We start from the raw sequence: 16,885 nt of genomic DNA, 5'->3' as shown, positions 1-16,885 counted from the left end.
GATCTGCTCTTCCGTAAAACGCTGCCTCTTCATCGTCCGTCTCCCTTCCATAGGGCCGGACTCTAAATCCTTCTGGACGAAAATCTCAGTGGCACGTCAACCTATGTGGTGTTGGTAATAGTTCATGAGCACCGCTCTTTCGCTGAACCTGCCTCCAGACGGAAAGCGCTAGCCTCGCCACCTGAGGAAAGTTGACTACTTCTCGCCATTGCTATGCTCATAGCCGCGGCGCGCTGGTCGAAGTTGTCGCATTGGCATCAAGCCACGCCTCAAGATCGGCCCGGCGGTAACCGACGCGGCGCCCCATCTTCACATAGCGAGGCCCCTCGCCGGTCTGCCTCCAGCGTTCCAAAGTACGGATATGGACGCGCAAGACGTCTGCGGCGTCATTGACGGTGAGTATCGGGTTCATGGTGCTTCCTCATGCTTGGCCGCCGATCTGGCGGCGTGTGAGGAAGGAAGAAAGCCGATTCCCGAGCTTTCCGACGGTCGGTAATTCACGGTAATTCAATCCGCGGGAATTACCGACCCTTCGAAAGCTGCACTTCTTCGATCATTATCTTTAGAAATTTGTTCGCCTTTTCTCTCATCATCGTTCCTCCAGGCTCATCGTCCGTCGTTCGAATAAAGTACTCAGCGAATATCCGCTCCAATCTTGCCAACACACCATCGCCTTGTATTTCTATTCCATCCACTGTGTTCGCCACGGCGGCGGCACTCGCAAATGCCCCTTCCCAGTCCCAGGTCGCGGGACGACCACGTCTTCGGCCCGGAGCTGGCTGGGCGGAAATTTTGTTCACCCTAGCTCGCCGGAAGGCTGCCTCGTCGTCTGCTTCTATTTCGAGGAAGACGAAAACGGAAGAATGCTGACCCGAGTCGAGCGCCACGGTTGGATGGCCCGTCGCAGCCTGCAGATACGACGGGTCAAATTTTCCCGTTTGAAGCGTCTCGGCTCCAATTGAAGTTCGCCAAAATTCGGGAGAAATGGTCAGGTCTTTGCCACTATGACCGTCAAAGATAAGTGCTCGCAACTGATTGAGTTCGAGCCGCGACCGCATTTGTCGACGTGCCTTCTGCAAAGAGCCTTCCGTTTGCACCCAATGAATGATCTCGTCTGACGTCGGTTCACGGTCACTACCACTCAGATTATTTTCCGCATTCACCTCGCCAGCGGCCACCGTGATGGCGTGCCGGAGACATGCTTCGCCGATAAGCTCGAAGCCTTCGGGCTCATGTACCCCTGTTGGTCTTACAAAATCCCAAATTGATTGAACATCAAGGAGGCGCAAATAAGCGCCGATTTGCTCCGAGGTCATGGAAATCCTGTCTAACGGGAAAAGCTGCCGACAATTTCAGAGCTGAGCAGGGCTTTCGGACACCAATGCCCGCTCGGTCCGCATGAGATTAGCTACACGTTCACGATTCGTAGACCTGTCTTTACCTGCATCCAGAATTCTGGAGGTGGCGCAAAACAGCGGCTACCTCCGGCGTAGCTCCTTCACTTTATCTGAGGTTGCCGCGCAAGCCGTATCGCCGGCAACCCGATAGTCGCCGTGCCCCGTTACATCTTCTTCGCCATGCTTGATGCGATGTGGGCGGCTACCGTTGCTGCGGCCACTTTGACAGGATCATTCGCCAGATGAGCATAGCGCGCCGTTGTTTGCGGCTGCGAATGCCCGAGCATCTTGCCGATGATCGGCAAGGCCATGCCGGAGGACGCCGCTACCGAGGCAAAAGCGTGACGCAAATCATGAATGCGGACGTCCGGCAAATTTGCGAGCGTGCGAATTTCCCGCCAGGGTTTTTGCAGATTGACCATATGCGCCCCAGCCTTCGCGCCGACGATCACATGGGGGTTTCCCTCAACACGCGGAACTGCATTTAGCGCCTCGATCGCGGGAGGCGGCAGCTGCAGTGTCTTCGCGCCGGTTTTCGAGTCCGGCAAGCGCGCAACACCTTTTTCAATATCCACCCAAGCCCATTCTAGTGTCAGGATTTCCGAAAGCCTGGCACCCGTGAAGATGAGCAAACGGAGCGCGGCAATGGTCCAAGGCGTTACAATCCGCCCGACATTCTCCAACTCGAGTCGAAGGGCCTTCAGGCGTATTGCATCGTTGTGGTGCGTGGCGACTGCTATCTCAGCCTCGAGGCGCGCGCCCTCGACCCAGCGTCCCTCAAATGTCCGAAGGGCGTCGCCCAGCGCGGCAAGCTCCTTCGCGGACAAGAACCGTTCCCGAGCCGTCTCCTTGAATTTTTCAACATGACGGCATGGATTGGAACCGTCTTGCCGCTCGCCCCAAGCCTCCGCGGCATTGAACATCTTCGACAAGACGGCGACGACGCGATTTGCCAGATATGGCTTGGTTGCCAGACCGGTATGCAGCTTCGCCACGTCCGCGCGCGTCACATCGCGGATACGTTTGGTTCCCATTTTCGGGTAGACGATCCGCTCCAGAATGTCGCGGTAAAACTCTGCCGTGCGAGGCTTGCGCTTAGCCTCAGCGTGTTCTTCCAAGAACCTCTGTCCAAACTCCTTGACGGTTGGGGCCTTCCGCGCAGCCTGCTTGTTAGCAGCAGGATCCTTCCCGTCAACGACCTGGCTCAGGATGCGGATTGCTTCCTTGCGCGCGGTCTCCGGCGTCCAAGGCGATCCATGCCGCCCTATGGAGAGCCAGCGTTGTCGCCCACCGACGCGGTATTTCAGAAAATAGGTTTTGGCCTCGCCCTGACAGCGCGCTCCGAAGCCCGAAACATCGCTATCCCAGAACGTTTCGCCCGGCTTCAGCCGCTTCACAACTTCAAGCGTCAGCCTTTTCCGAACCACCATCGAAGCCCCCTTTCAAAATCACGCTCTTCCGCGTCGCGATCACCTTGGTAGCTAGCTACCACATAGCTACCACATTATGGTGTTCGAGTGTCGGCGCGCGTCGGCCCCTTTCCTATTTTTTGACTGAAATGTTGGCTTTATTCGGAATCTGTCGGCATACGATTACGTTGAAATTGTGATTTGTAATCAGGGGGTCGCGGGTTCGAATCCTGCCGGGGGCACCAGTTCTCGATTAGCTTCACTGCCTCCCGAAAGCCCGAGTACTCGGCCCCACTTCGTTCGACTTACGATCGCGGCGCGCAGACGAATGAGCCTCGAATTAGAGCAGAGAGCGAACGCTAACGCCGTCATTCTGCTCGCCTTTTGCCACTGAACGACATCTCGTCGTCAGCGCTGGACAGGGCCGGATCAATCCCATATAAAGCGCGGGCTTTGGCGCCGATTCACTCGGCTGTCAGGCGCCCAGGTAGCTCAGTTGGTAGAGCATGCGACTGAAAATCGCAGTGTCGGTGGTTCGATTCCGCCCCTGGGCACCATCAGCACTTCCGAGAGCGTCCAGCGCCGTCCGGAAGAAGCAAAAAATCCCAACAAAATCAGGCTCTTTTGTCCGACGAGGTCCAACCGCGTCCTTGGGCAGCCAGAGGTCGTGACAGTATCTCTGACGGTACATTTCGATTCGACAGAATGGATGTACTGTCATGGCGCTGACCGACACGGCGATCCGGGCCGCCAAGCCCCGGGAAAAGGCCTACAGGCTGCATGATGCCGCAGGGTTGTACCTTGAGGTTCGGCCAAACGGCTCACGATACTGGCGGCTTGAATACCGCTTTCAAGGAACGCGCAGACTTCTTGCTCTAGGTGTGTACCCTATCGTGTCGCTGGCCGGGGCCCGACAGGCCCGAGATGCTGCTCGCAAGGAAATCGCCGATGGCGTAGATCCTGGGCACAAGCGGAAACTCGAAAGGCTTGCGGAAGCGACCTCCGCTGAAAGCACATTTCGCATCATCGCCGAAGAGTGGCTGGCAAAGCAGGAGCGTGAAGGCCGCGCACCGGCAACCATCAAGAAGACGAAATGGCTTCTGGAGTTTGCCTACCCGGTGATCGGGAACCGTCCAATCTTCGAGATTTCCGCACCGGAAGTGTTGATGGTTCTCCGGAAGATCGAGGCTCGCGGCCGCTATGAAACCGCGCGGCGGCTTCGGAGCACATGCGGGATCGTTTTCCGCTACGCGGTTGCGACCGCGCGAGCAAAATCGGATCCCACATCTGCACTTCAAGGGGCGCTGACCACCCCCAAAGTCACTCACCGGGCAGCCATCATCGACCCGAAGGCGGCGGGTGCTCTGCTCAGGGCGATTGATGGGTTTGACGGACAGCTGGCGACCCAAGCCGCCTTGAAATTGGCCCCCCACGTTTTTGTGCGCCCCGGTGAGCTACGGACCGCCGCGTGGTCGGAATTCGATCTTGAGCAAGCCGTGTGGACGATACCTGCCGCCAAGACAAAGATGCGACGGGTCCAGAAGGTGCCTTTGTCGCATCAGGTACTTCAAATGCTGGTTGATCTCAGGAAGATTACCGGTGACGGCCCTCTGGTGTTTCCGGGCATCGGAAACCGGCGCCGCCCTCTCTCTGAGAACACCTTGAACGCTGCGCTCCGACGCCTTGGATATGCCAAGACCGAAATGACGACGCACGGCTTTCGCGCGATGGCAGCTTCGCTCCTCAATGAAATGGGGACATGGAACCCGGACGCGATCGAGCGTCAGCTAGGGCATGTTGAGGGCAACGACGTGCGCCGGGCTTACGCGCGTGCCGAGTTCTGGGACGAAAGAATCAAAATGATGCAGCATTGGTCAGATTATCTGGATTCTCTGCGTCCTGGCCTTGAATAAAAGTCTGCCGATCAGTATACTGCCTAATATCTCCTCAGCACATTCAGATGCTTTAGCCTTCTACTCCGCCCGCCGGCAACCGCCGCAAGCGGAAATGGGTTCCAATCCATCACGTCTCCATTTCACCTCCAACAAAAGTAGGTATTCCATGAAAACAGAAGCCGGCCTGGAAGCCGTATTTATAAGGGCGGTGGCGTTCGCCGCCGAAAAGCACCGCAACCAGCGGCGCAAGGATGCCGATGCATCGCCGTACATCAATCACCCAATTGCACTCGCGAACGTCCTGGCAAATGAAGCCGGCATTCGCGACGTCGCAGTCCTCTGCGCGGCGGTCCTCCACGATACAATCGAAGATACAGAAACCACTGCCGCGGAGCTCGACGACACCTTCGGACCACATATCGCCTCAATCGTTCTCGAGGTCACAGACGACAAGACACTCGACAAACAAGTGCGCAAACAACACCAGATCGAGCATGCGGCCCATTGCTCGCCAGAGGCCAAGCTGGTCAAGCTCGCCGACAAGATCTGCAACCTCAGAGATATGCTGATCTCGCCGCCGGCCGATTGGGCCGTCGAGCGGAAGGCCGGCTATTTTGAATGGGCAGGTCAGGTCGCGGTGGGCCTTCGGGGATCTCATCCGGAACTCGAAGCGACCCTTGGTGACCTCATCGCGCGGAAGAATGATTTCCAATAGGCTTCGCCACGTTGTCGCTAAGACGAAAATGCCTTGCAATGGACGACCGATTCTCACGCCGGAGAATCGGTCACGCCCTGCCCCCATGGACAAAGCCGAGCCAATCTTAAATTACACAACCCTTTGATATAAATTGGTTTTTTTCGGAAGAACTCGTCTGGGTTCGGCCGACTGGGGCCGATTTGGTTTTGCTCACGAAAGTCGTGACGAAACGCTGACTGGAGATTTAACCCCAAGCAGAAGGGCAGTCTCTTGTCTCAGAAGTTTATTCGTCTCACCGATGTTCGGAGTCGCTACGGCCTCAGTAAAAGCACCATCTACGACCTGATCGCCAAGGGCAACTTCCCAGCGCCGGTTCACATCGGTCGCTCAGCTCTTTGGAGTGTTGACCTGCTGGAGCGCCACGACGACGCCCTGTTGGCGGCCAGCCAAGCGGAGGTGAATCATGGCTGATAGCCACCTCCCTGATCGCAACGAGATGTTGCACCCCGACGTTGTTTCGGAACATGCCGACCATGATCAGGCACCGCAAGGCCGTGACGATACCTCCATTACCAATGCCGGTATGACAGACCTGTCGACGCCATTGTTGGAGACCGCAGAAACCGACGAAACCTACTCCGTCTCAAACAAAGAGTTCATGCAAGCGATCTTCCACAAGCAACCCGATGGAGCCTCTCCGGCAGTAGTGAGCTTTGCGGGCCATCCCGGGCACGTCTCTGCAAGCGAATGGGGTGGGAAGCCATGGCGTCGCGAAGCCGACGAGTTGGAACACCTGTCCGCTGCAGCCAACAATTACTTCAGCCTCTCAACCCACCGGCCGGAGCCCGACGGCAAAATCCGTCGGCGCAAAAGCTGCTTCTCCGCGCTTCACGCTGTGATGCTGGATGATGTTGGAACAAAGGTGCCCTTTGAGCGCTTGAACGTGCCACCATCGTGGCTAATTCAAACCTCGCCTGGCAACTATCAAGCCGGTTACATCCTGCGGGATCCAATCGACGACACTTCCAAAGCAGATCAGTTGATGAAGGCGATCATCTCCAAGGGGCTTTGTGACCCTGGGGCGGGCGGACCAACCGCCCGACTTGCCCGCCTGCCAGTTGCTACCAATGGGAAGCATACGCCACTGTTTAAATGTCGTTTGAGCAAGTGGGCTCCGGGGCGACTTTATACGGTCGGCGAACTGATCGAAGGGTTTCAATTGGATATAAAGCCCCTCGGCAGGGCTGGATCTGCCACCCCGCATTATTCGCGCGACGACAACTCAGTTCTGACCTTGCCGCCGGAGGAGAACGCAATCCTGAAGGAGTTGGGAATGCGCGGCTGGCTAAAGGGCAACCCAAGCGCAGGCAAACACGAAATTACCTGCCCATGGGTGACAGAACACACAGATGGAATTGACAGTGGAACAGCGTATTTCGAACCTAGTGCAGCTCACCCGCAGGGTGGTTTCAAGTGTCTGCACGGCCATTGTGCTGAGCGGCATCTCATCGACCTGTTGAAAGAGCTTGGTCTCGACGAATCTGCGGCACGGTCGAAAGCGACGATCCGCGTTGAGCCGGGCAATATACATCTCACTGCAGACGCCGCAGAACAGGTGCTCGCCACTTCAGGTCGTTTCTTTCAAAACGGTCACCGAATTGTCGAGATCGCCACTGACCCAGGCACCGGTCAGGTCTCCATGCGGCTTGTCGAGATGTCGGAACTCATCAAGGTACTCGCAGAGAAGGTGGACTGGCTAAAGTACGATGCCAGTTCAAAACAAATGCACCGGATCGACCCGCCGTCGCGAGCCCTTATGGTCCTACATGAGTCCCGAACCTTCAAACATCTCCCTGTCTTAAAAGGACTCGCCAATCAGCCCTACTTTCGAGCCGATCTCAGCCTTGTTAGAAATTCTGGATATGACGCAGCGTCGTGCATCTACGGGGTCTTTGATGATCAAGCCTTCTTCGTGTCCGCCAATCCGACAAAAGAAGACGCCATCGCAGCCCTAAACGAACTGAAGGACATCGTAAGTGAATACTGTTTCGTCAGTGACATAGACCGTGCAGCGGCATTAGCCGGTATGTTGACGGCGACCTTGCGGACGAGCTTACCACAGGCGCCTTTGCTTCACTCTAGGGGGTGTGGGCCGGGGACCGGCAAATCCCACCTAAACTCAGTGCTGACAGCGTTCGCCACGCCTCAAATCAGCGCACCGTTGTCGTTTGCGACGGGTGAATCGGAGTTTCAGAAGAAACTCTTCGCAGAGCTCTTAACCTCCCCGGCCGTCATTAACTTCGACAACCTGACCAGCGACCTCATCCCTCACAACTGTTTTTGTACCGCGCTTACATCGGAGTATATCAGCGATCGCATCCTTAAGTCGTCCCGGACAATCACGGTGGGAACCCGAACGCTGATGTTGTCGAGCGGAAACAACGTTGGGCCGGTCCGCGATTTGGCACGGCGAACAATTACGATTAATCTTGATCCTCGTTGTGAAATGCCAGCCATGCGGAGTTTCGCACGACCTAACCTGCTCGAGGAGATCCGTCGGCGAAGGACGCACTATGTGTCTCTCGCGCTGACAATCGTACATGCCTGGGTCTGTGCGGGGAAGCCGATAACCGACTGTCGCGCCTTCAGCGGATACGAGATGTGGTCGCAGCTCTGTCGTCAACCACTCCTTTGGCTCGATGAATGCGACCCCGTTAAATCGGTCATTCAGGCACTAGCGGAGGATCCCGATCGGGAGATGCTGCGCCGTCTCCATCTCTGCTGGCAGTATGAGTTCGGTGACTACGGCGGAACGGTGCGTCAGCTTTTGAATCCCAAGGCGCCGCCAGACGGTGAGTCTCTCGAGTTGCAAGAGGTAATCCATGAAATTGCCGGGGAGCGCGATGGTATCAACCACAGAAGGCTCGGTAAGTGGATTGCGCGTCATGCTGGTCAGGTCGTGGACGGCTTGTATTTCGAGAAGGCAAGGAGCAAGCGCTCGGTTGATGTCTGGTTACTGAGGAAAAGGGAGTAGGTTTCGTCGGTTTGTCGGTTTGTCGGTTCTGTCCCATGCGCGAAGAACATCAATGAGACGAACATCGTCGGCAATGCTGCATCTGCCGAAAAAATAACTTTATCCAAGTAGTTGCAGTACACTTTGGCAGCACCTTGACGGGGTTCGTTATGAACTTCGTCAAGGGCTTCACTAGTTCTTCGTCACTGCCAACTGCAATTTTCTTGAGAAAGCTTGGGAGTCGAAATTTGGGCATTCGACCGCGGTAGCCGATATGTTAGCCAGAAAGTTGGAAGGTTGAGACTTCGTTTCTGTTCCCCGGCCGCGCCACTCATCTCCGCCCTACGCACTCGCGCCTTGCGGAGCTAAGAAGACCGATCAACGCTCGAGCAAACCCTACTAAACTGGTTTCAAATTCAATGTTCGCGCCTGACAGAGCTGTCGCGAGTTGCGTAGTTGGGCGCGCGAAGACGCAGGCCTCAGACGTCGGCGCCCCATACCCGAGCGATGAGCGCGGACGGATTGCCTGCGTCTGACCTCCTTTGTTGGGAGCCCACCAGAGCCGGGAATCCATTGCGTTTTCGGCCAATTTGGCCAAAAGTGGATAGAGCATTGGCGGAGAGTCGCATGCAGACCCTGAGCGCGAAAGACGCGAAGTACGGCTTTGGCCGATTAATTGACCTGGCCCGTGCCGAGCCGGTGGCTGTCGCCAAGCATGGGAGGCCGGTTGTGGTGGTGATGGCGGTGGAGGAATACGAGCGCCTTAAGGTACTTGAGAGGGGCCGCCTTGATAGCCACCCAGGCACGATCGGGAAGGCCAAATGATGGATCAAACCCTCCACAACAAGATCGTCTCCTTCATCTGCGGCCCCAAAGCCAACCTAGCTTGCGTTCGCATTTAACACCGGCAGTTGGACGCACCAAGCAGGTCCAAAAAAGAGCGATCCCCCGATGACGATGATCACACCCGAACGCCGACTTGAAGAGGCGCTTGTCGCGAAGCTACGGGACCTCAAGTATGAGTATCGCCCCGACATCCGCGATCGAGCCGCGCTTGAAGCGAACTTCAGGGCAAAGTTCGAAACCCTGAATCGTGTCACACTCACCGACGGCGAGTTCCTGCGGCTCCTCGACGAGATCGTCACACCAGACGTGTACGAAGCCGCCCGCTCCCTCCGGAACCGGGAAGCATTCATCCGTGACGACGGCACGCCGCTCAATTACACCCTCGTCAACATCAAGGACTGGTGCAAGAACGCCTTCGAAGTCGTCAATCAGCTCCGCATCAATACGGACAACAGCCATCACCGCTACGACGTCATACTCCTGATCAATGGCGTCCCCGTGGTCCAGATCGAGCTAAAGACACTTGGGATCAGCCCCCGGCGAGCGATGGAGCAGATCGTCGACTACAAGAACGACCCCGGTAACGGATACACCAAGACGCTTCTCTGCTTCGTCCAGCTCTTCATCGTCAGCAACCGCACGGACACGTGGTACTTCGCTAACAACAACGCGCGACACTTCGCCTTCGACGCGGACGAGCGGTTCCTTCCGATCTACCAGTTCGCGGCCGAGGACAACACGAAGATCACTCACCTCGACGACTTCGCCGATCGATTCCTCGCCAAGTGCACGCTTGGCCAGATGATCAGCAAATACATGGTCCTCATCGCAAGCGAGCAGAAGCTCCTGATGATGCGCCCGTACCAGATCTATGCCGTCAAGGCCATCGTCGACTGCATCGATCAAAACTGCGGCAACGGCTATATCTGGCATACGACAGGCTCGGGCAAGACGCTCACCTCCTTCAAGGCTTCAACGCTCCTCAAGACCAACGAGAGCATCCACAAGTGCCTCTTCGTCGTCGACCGCAAGGACCTCGACCGGCAGACCCGCGAGGAGTTCAACCGGTTCCAGGAGAACTGCGTTGAGGAAAACACCAACACCGCAGCGCTTGTCCGCCGCCTCCTGTCCGACGACTACGCGGACAAGGTCATCGTCACGACCATCCAGAAGCTCGGGCTCGCCCTCGACGAGAACAGCAAGCACAACAGGCAGAACATCGCTGAGGGGCGGTCAACGTTCAAGCAGCGGCTCGAGCAGCTCCGAGACAAGCGGATGGTCTTCATCTTCGACGAGTGCCACCGCTCGCAGTTCGGCGAGAACCACAAGGCCATTAAGGAGTTCTTCCCGAACTCCCAGCTCTTCGGTTTCACTGGCACCCCGATCTTTGAGGACAATGCGACGGTCAAGCAGATTGAGGGAGACGTCGCCACACTTCGGACCACCAAGGACCTCTTCCAAAAGGAGCTCCACGCCTACACCATCACCCACGCGATCGAGGATCGGAACGTGCTCCGCTTCCACGTCGATTACTACAAGCCCAAGGGCGCCTCTGCCCTCGCGCCCGGACAGACTCTCACCAAGCAGGCGGTCGCCCAGGCCATCCTCGACAAGCACGATGCAGCGACCGGAGGCCGACGTTTCAACGCGTTGCTTGCTACCGCCTCGATCAACGAAGCCATCGAGTACTACGAGGTCTTCAAGAAGCTCCAGACCGAGCGCCAGGCCGCCGACCCTCAGTTCGCCCCTCTCAAGATCGCCGCCGTCTTTTCGCCGCCTGCGGAGGGCAACAAGGACGTCCAGCAGATTCAGGAGGACCTACCTCAGGAGAAAGAGGATAACCGGCACGACCCCGAGGGCAAGAAGACCGCGCTCAGGGCCATCATCGCCGACTACAACCAGCGGTACGGCACCAACCACGACATCAATAACTTCGACCTCTACTACCAGGACGTCCAGCAGCGCATCAAGGATCAGCAGTTCCCCAATCGCGACCTGCCCCGCAAGGGCCAAGAAAAGATCGACATCACCATCGTCGTCGACATGCTCCTCACCGGCTTCGACGCAAAGTTCCTCAACACGCTCTACGTCGACAAGAACCTAAAGCACCACGGCCTGATCCAGGCCTTCTCCCGCACCAACCGCGTCCTCAATGCGACCAAGCCCTACGGCCACATCCTCGACTTCCGCCAGCAGCAAGACAGCGTCGACGCCGCCATCGCTCTCTTCTCTGGTGCGCAGGTTGACCGGGCCCACGAGATCTGGCTGGTCGACAAGGCGCCCGTCGTCATCGACAACTTCAAGCAGGCCGTCGCCGACCTCGGCGAGTTCATGAAGTCGCAGGGCCTCGAGGCCAAGCCAGATCAGGTGAACAACCTGATGGGCGACGACGCCCGTGCCCAGTTCATCAAGCGCTTCAAGGAGGTCCAGCGCCTCCAGACCCAGCTCGACCAGTACACCGACCTCACCGACGAGCAGCGGGAGCTGATCGAGCAGACCCTTCCAAAGGACAACCTCCGCGCCTTTCGCGGCGTCTACCTCGAAACCGCCCAGCGTCTCAAGGAGCAGCGGGGCAGGCCCGGAAAGGACGGCGAGCCGGCCAACCCCGAGGTCGACCAGCTCGACTTCGAGTTCGTCCTCTTCGCCTCCGCCGTCATCGACTACGACTACATCATGAAGCTGATCGCCAAGTACTCCGGTCAGGACCCTAAAAAGCTCACGATTAGCCGCGAGCAGCTCATCGGGCTGATCCAGTCCGACGCCAAGTTCCTCAACGAGCGTGAAGAGATCACCGAGTACGTCCGCTCACTGAAAGAGGGCGAAGGCCTCGATGAGGCTGCCATCCGCGCCGGCTACGAGCAGTTCAAGACCGAGAAGCAGGCCAGGGAGATCGAGGGCCTCGCTCAAGCCCACGGCCTGGCGACTAAGTCGCTCGTGACCTTCGTCGACACTATCCTGCAGCGCATGATCTTCGACGGCGAGCAGCTCACTGACCTGATGGAGCCGCTCGGCCTGGGCTGGCGTGAACGCCGCGAGCGGGAACTTGCTCTCATGGCCGACCTCGTCCCCCTCCTGAATAAGCGGGCCCACGGTCGGGACATCTCGGGCCTCAACGCTTACGAGCATGGGGGGGCACGATGACAGCCAACACGCCATCGCCGCTGGTGCCGACGCTCCGCTTCCCAGAGTTTCATAACATGGGCGACTGGAAACGAGATCAGATCGGCAGCATAGCGAGCATTTCGAAGGGGAAAGGTGTCTCCAAGGCGGATATTGCAAAGAGTGGTTTGACCCCGTGCATCAGATATGCCGAGCTTTACACGCACTATGGTGAGGAGATCCGTGAGGCGCTTTCTCGCACAAATGTTCCGCCGGAAGACTTAGTGCTTAGCCAAGCTGGGGATGTCATTGTCCCCGCGTCAGGAGAGACACGGGCAGACATCGCAAGAGCTGCCTGCGTCGTACCCGCGGGCGTAGCACTAGGCGGTGATCTCAATATCCTCCGCTCGGATTTGAGCGGCCGGTTCCTCAGCTATCTGCTTAACAGCCCCCTACGCTATACTATCGCACGGCTTGCCCAAGGTGATACGGTCGCTCATTTGTACCCCGGGCAGTTATCAAAAGTTACGATCACCTATCCACTGCCCGCAGAGCAGCAGAAAATCGCTAACTGCCTCGGCTCTCTGGACGACCTGATCGCGGCGGAGGGCCAGAAGCTCGAAGCCCTGCGGCAGCACAAACAAGGGCTAATGCAGCGGCTCTTCCCCCAGCCCGGCGAAACCGTGCCCCAGCTGCGGTTTCGGGAGTTCCGAAATGCCTCTGATTGGAAAACAGGTCACTGCCGCGACATCGCCAGAGTGCTATCGGGCTACGGTTTTCCGGATAAGTTTCAGGGTAACAAGAAGGGGCAATACCCCTTCTATAAGGTCAGCGACATCTCGCAGGCTATCGAAAAGGGGCAGAGATACATTTCGGAGGCAAACCACTATATCGACTCCGACGTGCTCAACGAAATTCGAGGTAAGCCCGTGCCGGCGGGAACGGTTATCTTCGCCAAGATTGGCGAAGCCATCCGATCAAATCGACGCGTTATCACGACTAAGCCAGCAATGATCGACAACAATACCGCTGGCGTAAAAGCGATAAAGGCGAAGAGCTCTGATGAGTTTCTCTTCTATCTCTGGTCAAATGTTTCGCTAATTGACCATGCTGGTGGCGTCGTGCCCGCAGTTAGCAAATCAACTCTTGAGATGGTGCCGGTTTGCTATCCGAGCGATCCCGAGGAACAACAACACATCGCCGACTGCCTTTCCACACTTGATACCCGAATTGCCGCACAAATGGCTAGGCTTTACACTCTGCGGACCCACAAGCAAGGTCTGCTCCAGCAGCTCTTTCCGTCTCCGGAGGGCAATGAGCAATGAGCGGTGCGCCGAAGATCCATCGGTTCAAGAGTTTGAGGACTCTCGCGCGAAGGCTCCGTAGCGACGTCAACGATCTCCACTGCGTCTTGCTCTACGCTTATAACCGAACGGGGAAGACTCGTCTGTCAATGGAGTTCAAGGACCAAGGGAAACGAAAAGGTCGCGGGACTCCGGACACTCTCTACTTCAATGCGTATACTGAGGACCTTTTTGTCTGGGACAACGATCTTGATGCAGACACGGATCGGCGCCTGAAGATCAACGATAGCTCTGCATTCTCTCAGGGCCTCACCGAACTCGCACTGGATGAAACCATTGCGGGCTATTTGTCACGCTACGCCGATTTTGATTTTGACATCGATTACGAAAAGTGGGTAGTGACCTTTCGCAAGGGCGATGAAGAGCGAATTAAGATCTCCCGGGGCGAGGAGAAAATCTTCATCTGGTGCATGTTCATGGCAATCTGCGAGCGGGTCCTTGATCGACACCCCTCGTACGAGTGGGTCAAGCACCTTTACATCGACGACCCCATCTCGTCGCTGGACGACAACAATGCCATCGCTCTTGCCTGTGATCTGGCGGCACTTCTCCGCAAAGCCGCGAATCGCCGAGGTGCCAACGGAGAGCGTGATCCCCTCAGAACTGTCTTCTCTTCTCACCACGCATTGTTCTTCAACGTCATGTGCAATGAGCTTGGAAGGACGAAGGAAGGCCAAGAGAAAGTAACCACTAGGCGGTACTTCTTGCACCGACCGGACGCCGAGGGAGTGTTCACGTTACGAGCCACTGGAGACACACCCTACTTTCACCATGTAGCGATCCTCGCTGAGCTTAGGAAGTGTTCGCAGGAGGGAACCCTATACACCTACCACTTCAATGCCCTGCGCAGCATCTTGGAGAAGACGGCGAGTTTCCTAGGCCACGATGACCTTCGAATCTGCTTGGCCGGGCTGCAGGATGAAGCCCTCTACAACCGTGCACTGAATCTGCTGAGCCATGGCAAGTACGCCCTCAACGAGCCGGTTGAAATGGTTGATGACAACAAGGAGTTGTTTCGCAGAATTCTCAATGAAGTTCTTGACCGATTCCACTTTGCACTTCCCGAGCTTGTCACTAAAGCTGTGACATAGAGAGCCAACTCATGACTGACCAAGACCAGAAACAACTCGGCAAAACACTCTGGGTCATCGCCGACCAGCTACGCGGGGCGATGAACGCGGACGACTTTCGCGACTACATGCTCGCGTTCCTCTTTCTCCGCTACCTCTCGGACAACTATCAGCAGGCCGCGAAAAAGGAACTCGGGCGCGACTACCCTGATCCGAACGCCATCGGCAACGGTGGGCGGTCCTCCCTGTCTGTCTGGTACGAGCAGAACCCCGGCGATGTGTCGGCGTTCGAGAAGCAGATGCGGCTCAAGGCGCATTACGTCATTCGCCCCGAGCACCTCTGGGCCAGCATCGCCCACATGGCCCGCACCCAGCACGGCGAGCTGCTCAACACGCTTCAGGCCGGCTTCAAGTACATCGAGAACGAATCGTTTCAGAGCACATTCTCCGGGCTCTTCTCGGAGATCAATCTCGGCTCCGACAAGCTCGGCAAGACCTACGACGACCGGAACGCAAAGCTCTGTAAGATCATCACCGAAATAGCCAAGGGTCTAGCGGAGTTCTCCACCGACAGTGACACCCTCGGGGACGCCTATGAATACCTGATCGGCCAGTTCGCCGCGGGCTCGGGCAAGAAGGCCGGTGAGTTCTACACGCCGCAGCGGATCTCGGACATCCTCTCCGCGATTGTCACGCTCGACAGCCAGGAGCCGAAGACCGGCAAGCGGAAACACCTCGCCAGCGTGATGGACTTCGCCTGCGGATCTGGCTCGCTGCTGCTCAATGTGCGCAAGCGCATGGGGCCGCACGGTATCGGCAAGATCTTCGGGCAGGAGAAGAACATCACCACCTACAACCTCGCGCGGATGAACATGCTGCTGCACGGGGTAAAGGACACTGAGTTCGAGATCTACCACGGCGACACGCTAACGAACGATTGGGACATGCTCCGCGAGACGAACCCAGCGAAGAAGCCCTACTTCGACGCCGTGGTCGCTAACCCGCCGTTCAGCTACCGCTGGGACCCGAACGAGGCGTTGGGCGAGGACGTACGCTTCAAGAACTACGGGCTGGCGCCAAAATCCGCGGCGGACTTCGCGTTCCTGCTGCACGGGTTTCACTACCTCAAAAACGACGGTGTGATGGCGATCATCCTGCCGCACGGCGTGTTGTTTCGCGGCGGTGCGGAGGCGAAGATCCGACGTAAGCTCCTCGATGACGGGCACATCGACACCGTCATCGGCCTGCCGGCGAACCTGTTCTACTCGACCGGCATCCCGGTTTGCATCCTCGTCCTGAAGAAGTGCAAGAAGCCCGATGATGTCCTGTTCATCAACGCGTCCGAGCATTTCGAGAAGGGCAAGCGACAGAATTACCTGTCGGAGGAGCATATCGAAAAGATCATCGACACCTACCAGCAGCGTCCGGAGAGCGTCGAAAGGTACGCCAGACGCGTGGGGATGGACGAGATTGAGGCAAACGACTTCAACCTGAACATCTCTCGCTATGTCAGCACAGCCAAACAGGAGATCGAGATCGATTTGTCGGCTACGCATAAGGATTTGGTCGAGATCGAAAAGCGGATTCAGGAGTCGACGGCGAAGCACAACGCGTTTCTGAAGGAACTTGGACTATCCCCTTTGCCTGCGCCCGATAAATAGTCGAAGCGAGGCCCCCACAGTATTCCAACGCTCGACGTAGAGGTCACGCGCCCGTCGTCCGACTATCTTGTTGTACAGCTCGGCGTTCCGATTGAGGTGGATTGCGCGTTCGTCTGGATTGGTCCCGTAGGCTATGCCGTCGCACGAAGTACGATAACGCTGGTGTGAGCTAACTGATTGAGCGTGAACTACACCTTCGATCTGTCTGTCGAGGCGCGACGCATCACTGCGCCCCCTATCTTCCGCATCGCTGACGACGGTTGCAAGGTCGCCCGCCCTTCCCGAGCGGGATAAATGACCGAATATTGTCAAAAGCGATCATGGAAACGAGGGCCAGATGTTTGACCGCTTTTGGCGGATACCGTTGAAAAACTCCGCCATTGCTGTCGCATGGGCGCGCGTGATTCAATCCTCTGACCGATTTGCGGAGGATT

12 protein-coding genes and 1 tRNA gene are annotated in these 16,885 nt (G+C 57.2%); 10 read left to right on the top strand and 3 right to left on the bottom strand.

Features of this window, described 5'->3' with window-relative positions; translation table 11 throughout:
- Positions 1 to 217: 217 nt before the first annotated feature.
- The 3 genes from F2P47_RS17335 to F2P47_RS17325 form a co-directional block, all read right to left on the bottom strand.
- Positions 218 to 412, bottom strand: coding sequence for a helix-turn-helix transcriptional regulator (locus F2P47_RS17335; RefSeq protein WP_152217652.1), 195 nt, complete (start codon positions 410 to 412; stop codon positions 218 to 220).
- Positions 413 to 521: 109 nt separating this feature from the next.
- Entirely contained in the window at positions 522 to 1,316 is a 795-nt protein-coding gene (locus F2P47_RS17330; protein WP_152217651.1) for a hypothetical protein, read from the bottom strand.
- Positions 1,317 to 1,561: 245 nt separating this feature from the next.
- Complete coding sequence (locus F2P47_RS17325; RefSeq protein WP_152217650.1) at positions 1,562 to 2,827, bottom strand: tyrosine-type recombinase/integrase; 1,266 nt, start codon at positions 2,825 to 2,827, stop codon at positions 1,562 to 1,564.
- Positions 2,828 to 3,287: 460 nt separating this feature from the next.
- Here F2P47_RS17325 and F2P47_RS17320 point away from each other — a divergent pair.
- The 10 genes from F2P47_RS17320 to F2P47_RS17275 all read left to right on the top strand — a co-directional run bounded on the left by F2P47_RS17320 (position 3,288) and on the right by F2P47_RS17275 (position 16,451).
- Positions 3,288 to 3,363 (top strand) — tRNA-Phe (locus tag F2P47_RS17320).
- Between the two features lie 162 nt (positions 3,364 to 3,525).
- On the top strand, positions 3,526 to 4,719 hold the full coding sequence (locus F2P47_RS17315) for a tyrosine-type recombinase/integrase (protein WP_152217649.1): 1,194 nt from the start codon (positions 3,526 to 3,528) through the stop codon (positions 4,717 to 4,719).
- Positions 4,720 to 4,867: 148 nt separating this feature from the next.
- The gene (locus tag F2P47_RS17310; RefSeq protein ID WP_152217648.1) at positions 4,868 to 5,416 is read left to right on the top strand and encodes an HD domain-containing protein; all 549 of its coding nucleotides are present in this window, start codon (positions 4,868 to 4,870) and stop codon (positions 5,414 to 5,416) included.
- 252 nt (positions 5,417 to 5,668) lie between these two features.
- Positions 5,669 to 5,869 carry a helix-turn-helix transcriptional regulator gene (locus F2P47_RS17305; RefSeq protein ID WP_152217647.1) on the top strand — a complete coding sequence of 67 codons (201 nt, stop codon included), beginning with the start codon at positions 5,669 to 5,671 and terminating at the stop codon, positions 5,867 to 5,869.
- Positions 5,862 to 8,432: a hypothetical protein gene (locus F2P47_RS17300; RefSeq protein WP_152217646.1), complete on the top strand. Its 2,571-nt coding sequence runs from the start codon at positions 5,862 to 5,864 to the stop codon at positions 8,430 to 8,432. The genes F2P47_RS17305 and F2P47_RS17300 overlap by 8 nt, the downstream gene beginning before the upstream one ends.
- A gap of 606 nt (positions 8,433 to 9,038) precedes the next feature.
- Positions 9,039 to 9,236, top strand: coding sequence for a type II toxin-antitoxin system Phd/YefM family antitoxin (locus tag F2P47_RS17295; protein ID WP_152217645.1), 198 nt, complete (start codon positions 9,039 to 9,041; stop codon positions 9,234 to 9,236).
- A gap of 126 nt (positions 9,237 to 9,362) precedes the next feature.
- Positions 9,363 to 12,398, top strand: a complete 3,036-nt coding sequence (locus F2P47_RS17290; protein WP_246176957.1) for a type I restriction endonuclease subunit R — start codon at positions 9,363 to 9,365, stop codon at positions 12,396 to 12,398.
- Entirely contained in the window at positions 12,395 to 13,681 is a 1,287-nt protein-coding gene (locus F2P47_RS17285) for a restriction endonuclease subunit S (RefSeq protein ID WP_152217644.1), read from the top strand. The genes F2P47_RS17290 and F2P47_RS17285 overlap by 4 nt, the downstream gene beginning before the upstream one ends.
- Before the next feature lie 128 nt (positions 13,682 to 13,809).
- On the top strand, positions 13,810 to 14,811 hold the full coding sequence (locus F2P47_RS17280) for an anticodon nuclease (RefSeq protein ID WP_246176954.1): 1,002 nt from the start codon (positions 13,810 to 13,812) through the stop codon (positions 14,809 to 14,811).
- 11 nt (positions 14,812 to 14,822) lie between these two features.
- Complete coding sequence (locus tag F2P47_RS17275; protein WP_152217642.1) at positions 14,823 to 16,451, top strand: type I restriction-modification system subunit M; 1,629 nt, start codon at positions 14,823 to 14,825, stop codon at positions 16,449 to 16,451.
- Positions 16,452 to 16,885: the final 434 nt, after the last annotated feature.

The organism is Parvibaculum sedimenti, from assembly GCF_009184905.1.
GTDB classification, from domain to species: Bacteria; Pseudomonadota; Alphaproteobacteria; order Parvibaculales; family Parvibaculaceae; genus Parvibaculum; species Parvibaculum sedimenti.
This window is presented reverse-complemented; position numbering and strand designations above follow the sequence as displayed.

What these genes read in the sequence shown, in the direction of transcription:
- F2P47_RS17315 (WP_152217649.1), top strand. Translation starts at nt 3,526, where the DNA reads ATGGCGCTGACCGACACGGCGATCCGGGCCGCCAAGCCCCGGGAAAAG.
- F2P47_RS17310 (WP_152217648.1), top strand. Translation starts at nt 4,868, where the DNA reads ATGAAAACAGAAGCCGGCCTGGAAGCCGTATTTATAAGGGCGGTGGCG.
- F2P47_RS17300 (WP_152217646.1), top strand. Translation starts at nt 5,862, where the DNA reads ATGGCTGATAGCCACCTCCCTGATCGCAACGAGATGTTGCACCCCGAC.
- F2P47_RS17290 (WP_246176957.1), top strand. Translation starts at nt 9,363, where the DNA reads ATGACGATGATCACACCCGAACGCCGACTTGAAGAGGCGCTTGTCGCG.
- F2P47_RS17280 (WP_246176954.1), top strand. Translation starts at nt 13,810, where the DNA reads ATGGAGTTCAAGGACCAAGGGAAACGAAAAGGTCGCGGGACTCCGGAC.
- F2P47_RS17330 (WP_152217651.1), bottom strand. Translation starts at nt 1,316, where the DNA reads ATGACCTCGGAGCAAATCGGCGCTTATTTGCGCCTCCTTGATGTTCAA.
- F2P47_RS17335 (WP_152217652.1), bottom strand. Translation starts at nt 412, where the DNA reads ATGAACCCGATACTCACCGTCAATGACGCCGCAGACGTCTTGCGCGTC.
- F2P47_RS17325 (WP_152217650.1), bottom strand. Translation starts at nt 2,827, where the DNA reads ATGGTGGTTCGGAAAAGGCTGACGCTTGAAGTTGTGAAGCGGCTGAAG.
- F2P47_RS17295 (WP_152217645.1), top strand. Translation starts at nt 9,039, where the DNA reads ATGCAGACCCTGAGCGCGAAAGACGCGAAGTACGGCTTTGGCCGATTA.
- F2P47_RS17275 (WP_152217642.1), top strand. Translation starts at nt 14,823, where the DNA reads ATGACTGACCAAGACCAGAAACAACTCGGCAAAACACTCTGGGTCATC.
- F2P47_RS17285 (WP_152217644.1), top strand. Translation starts at nt 12,395, where the DNA reads ATGACAGCCAACACGCCATCGCCGCTGGTGCCGACGCTCCGCTTCCCA.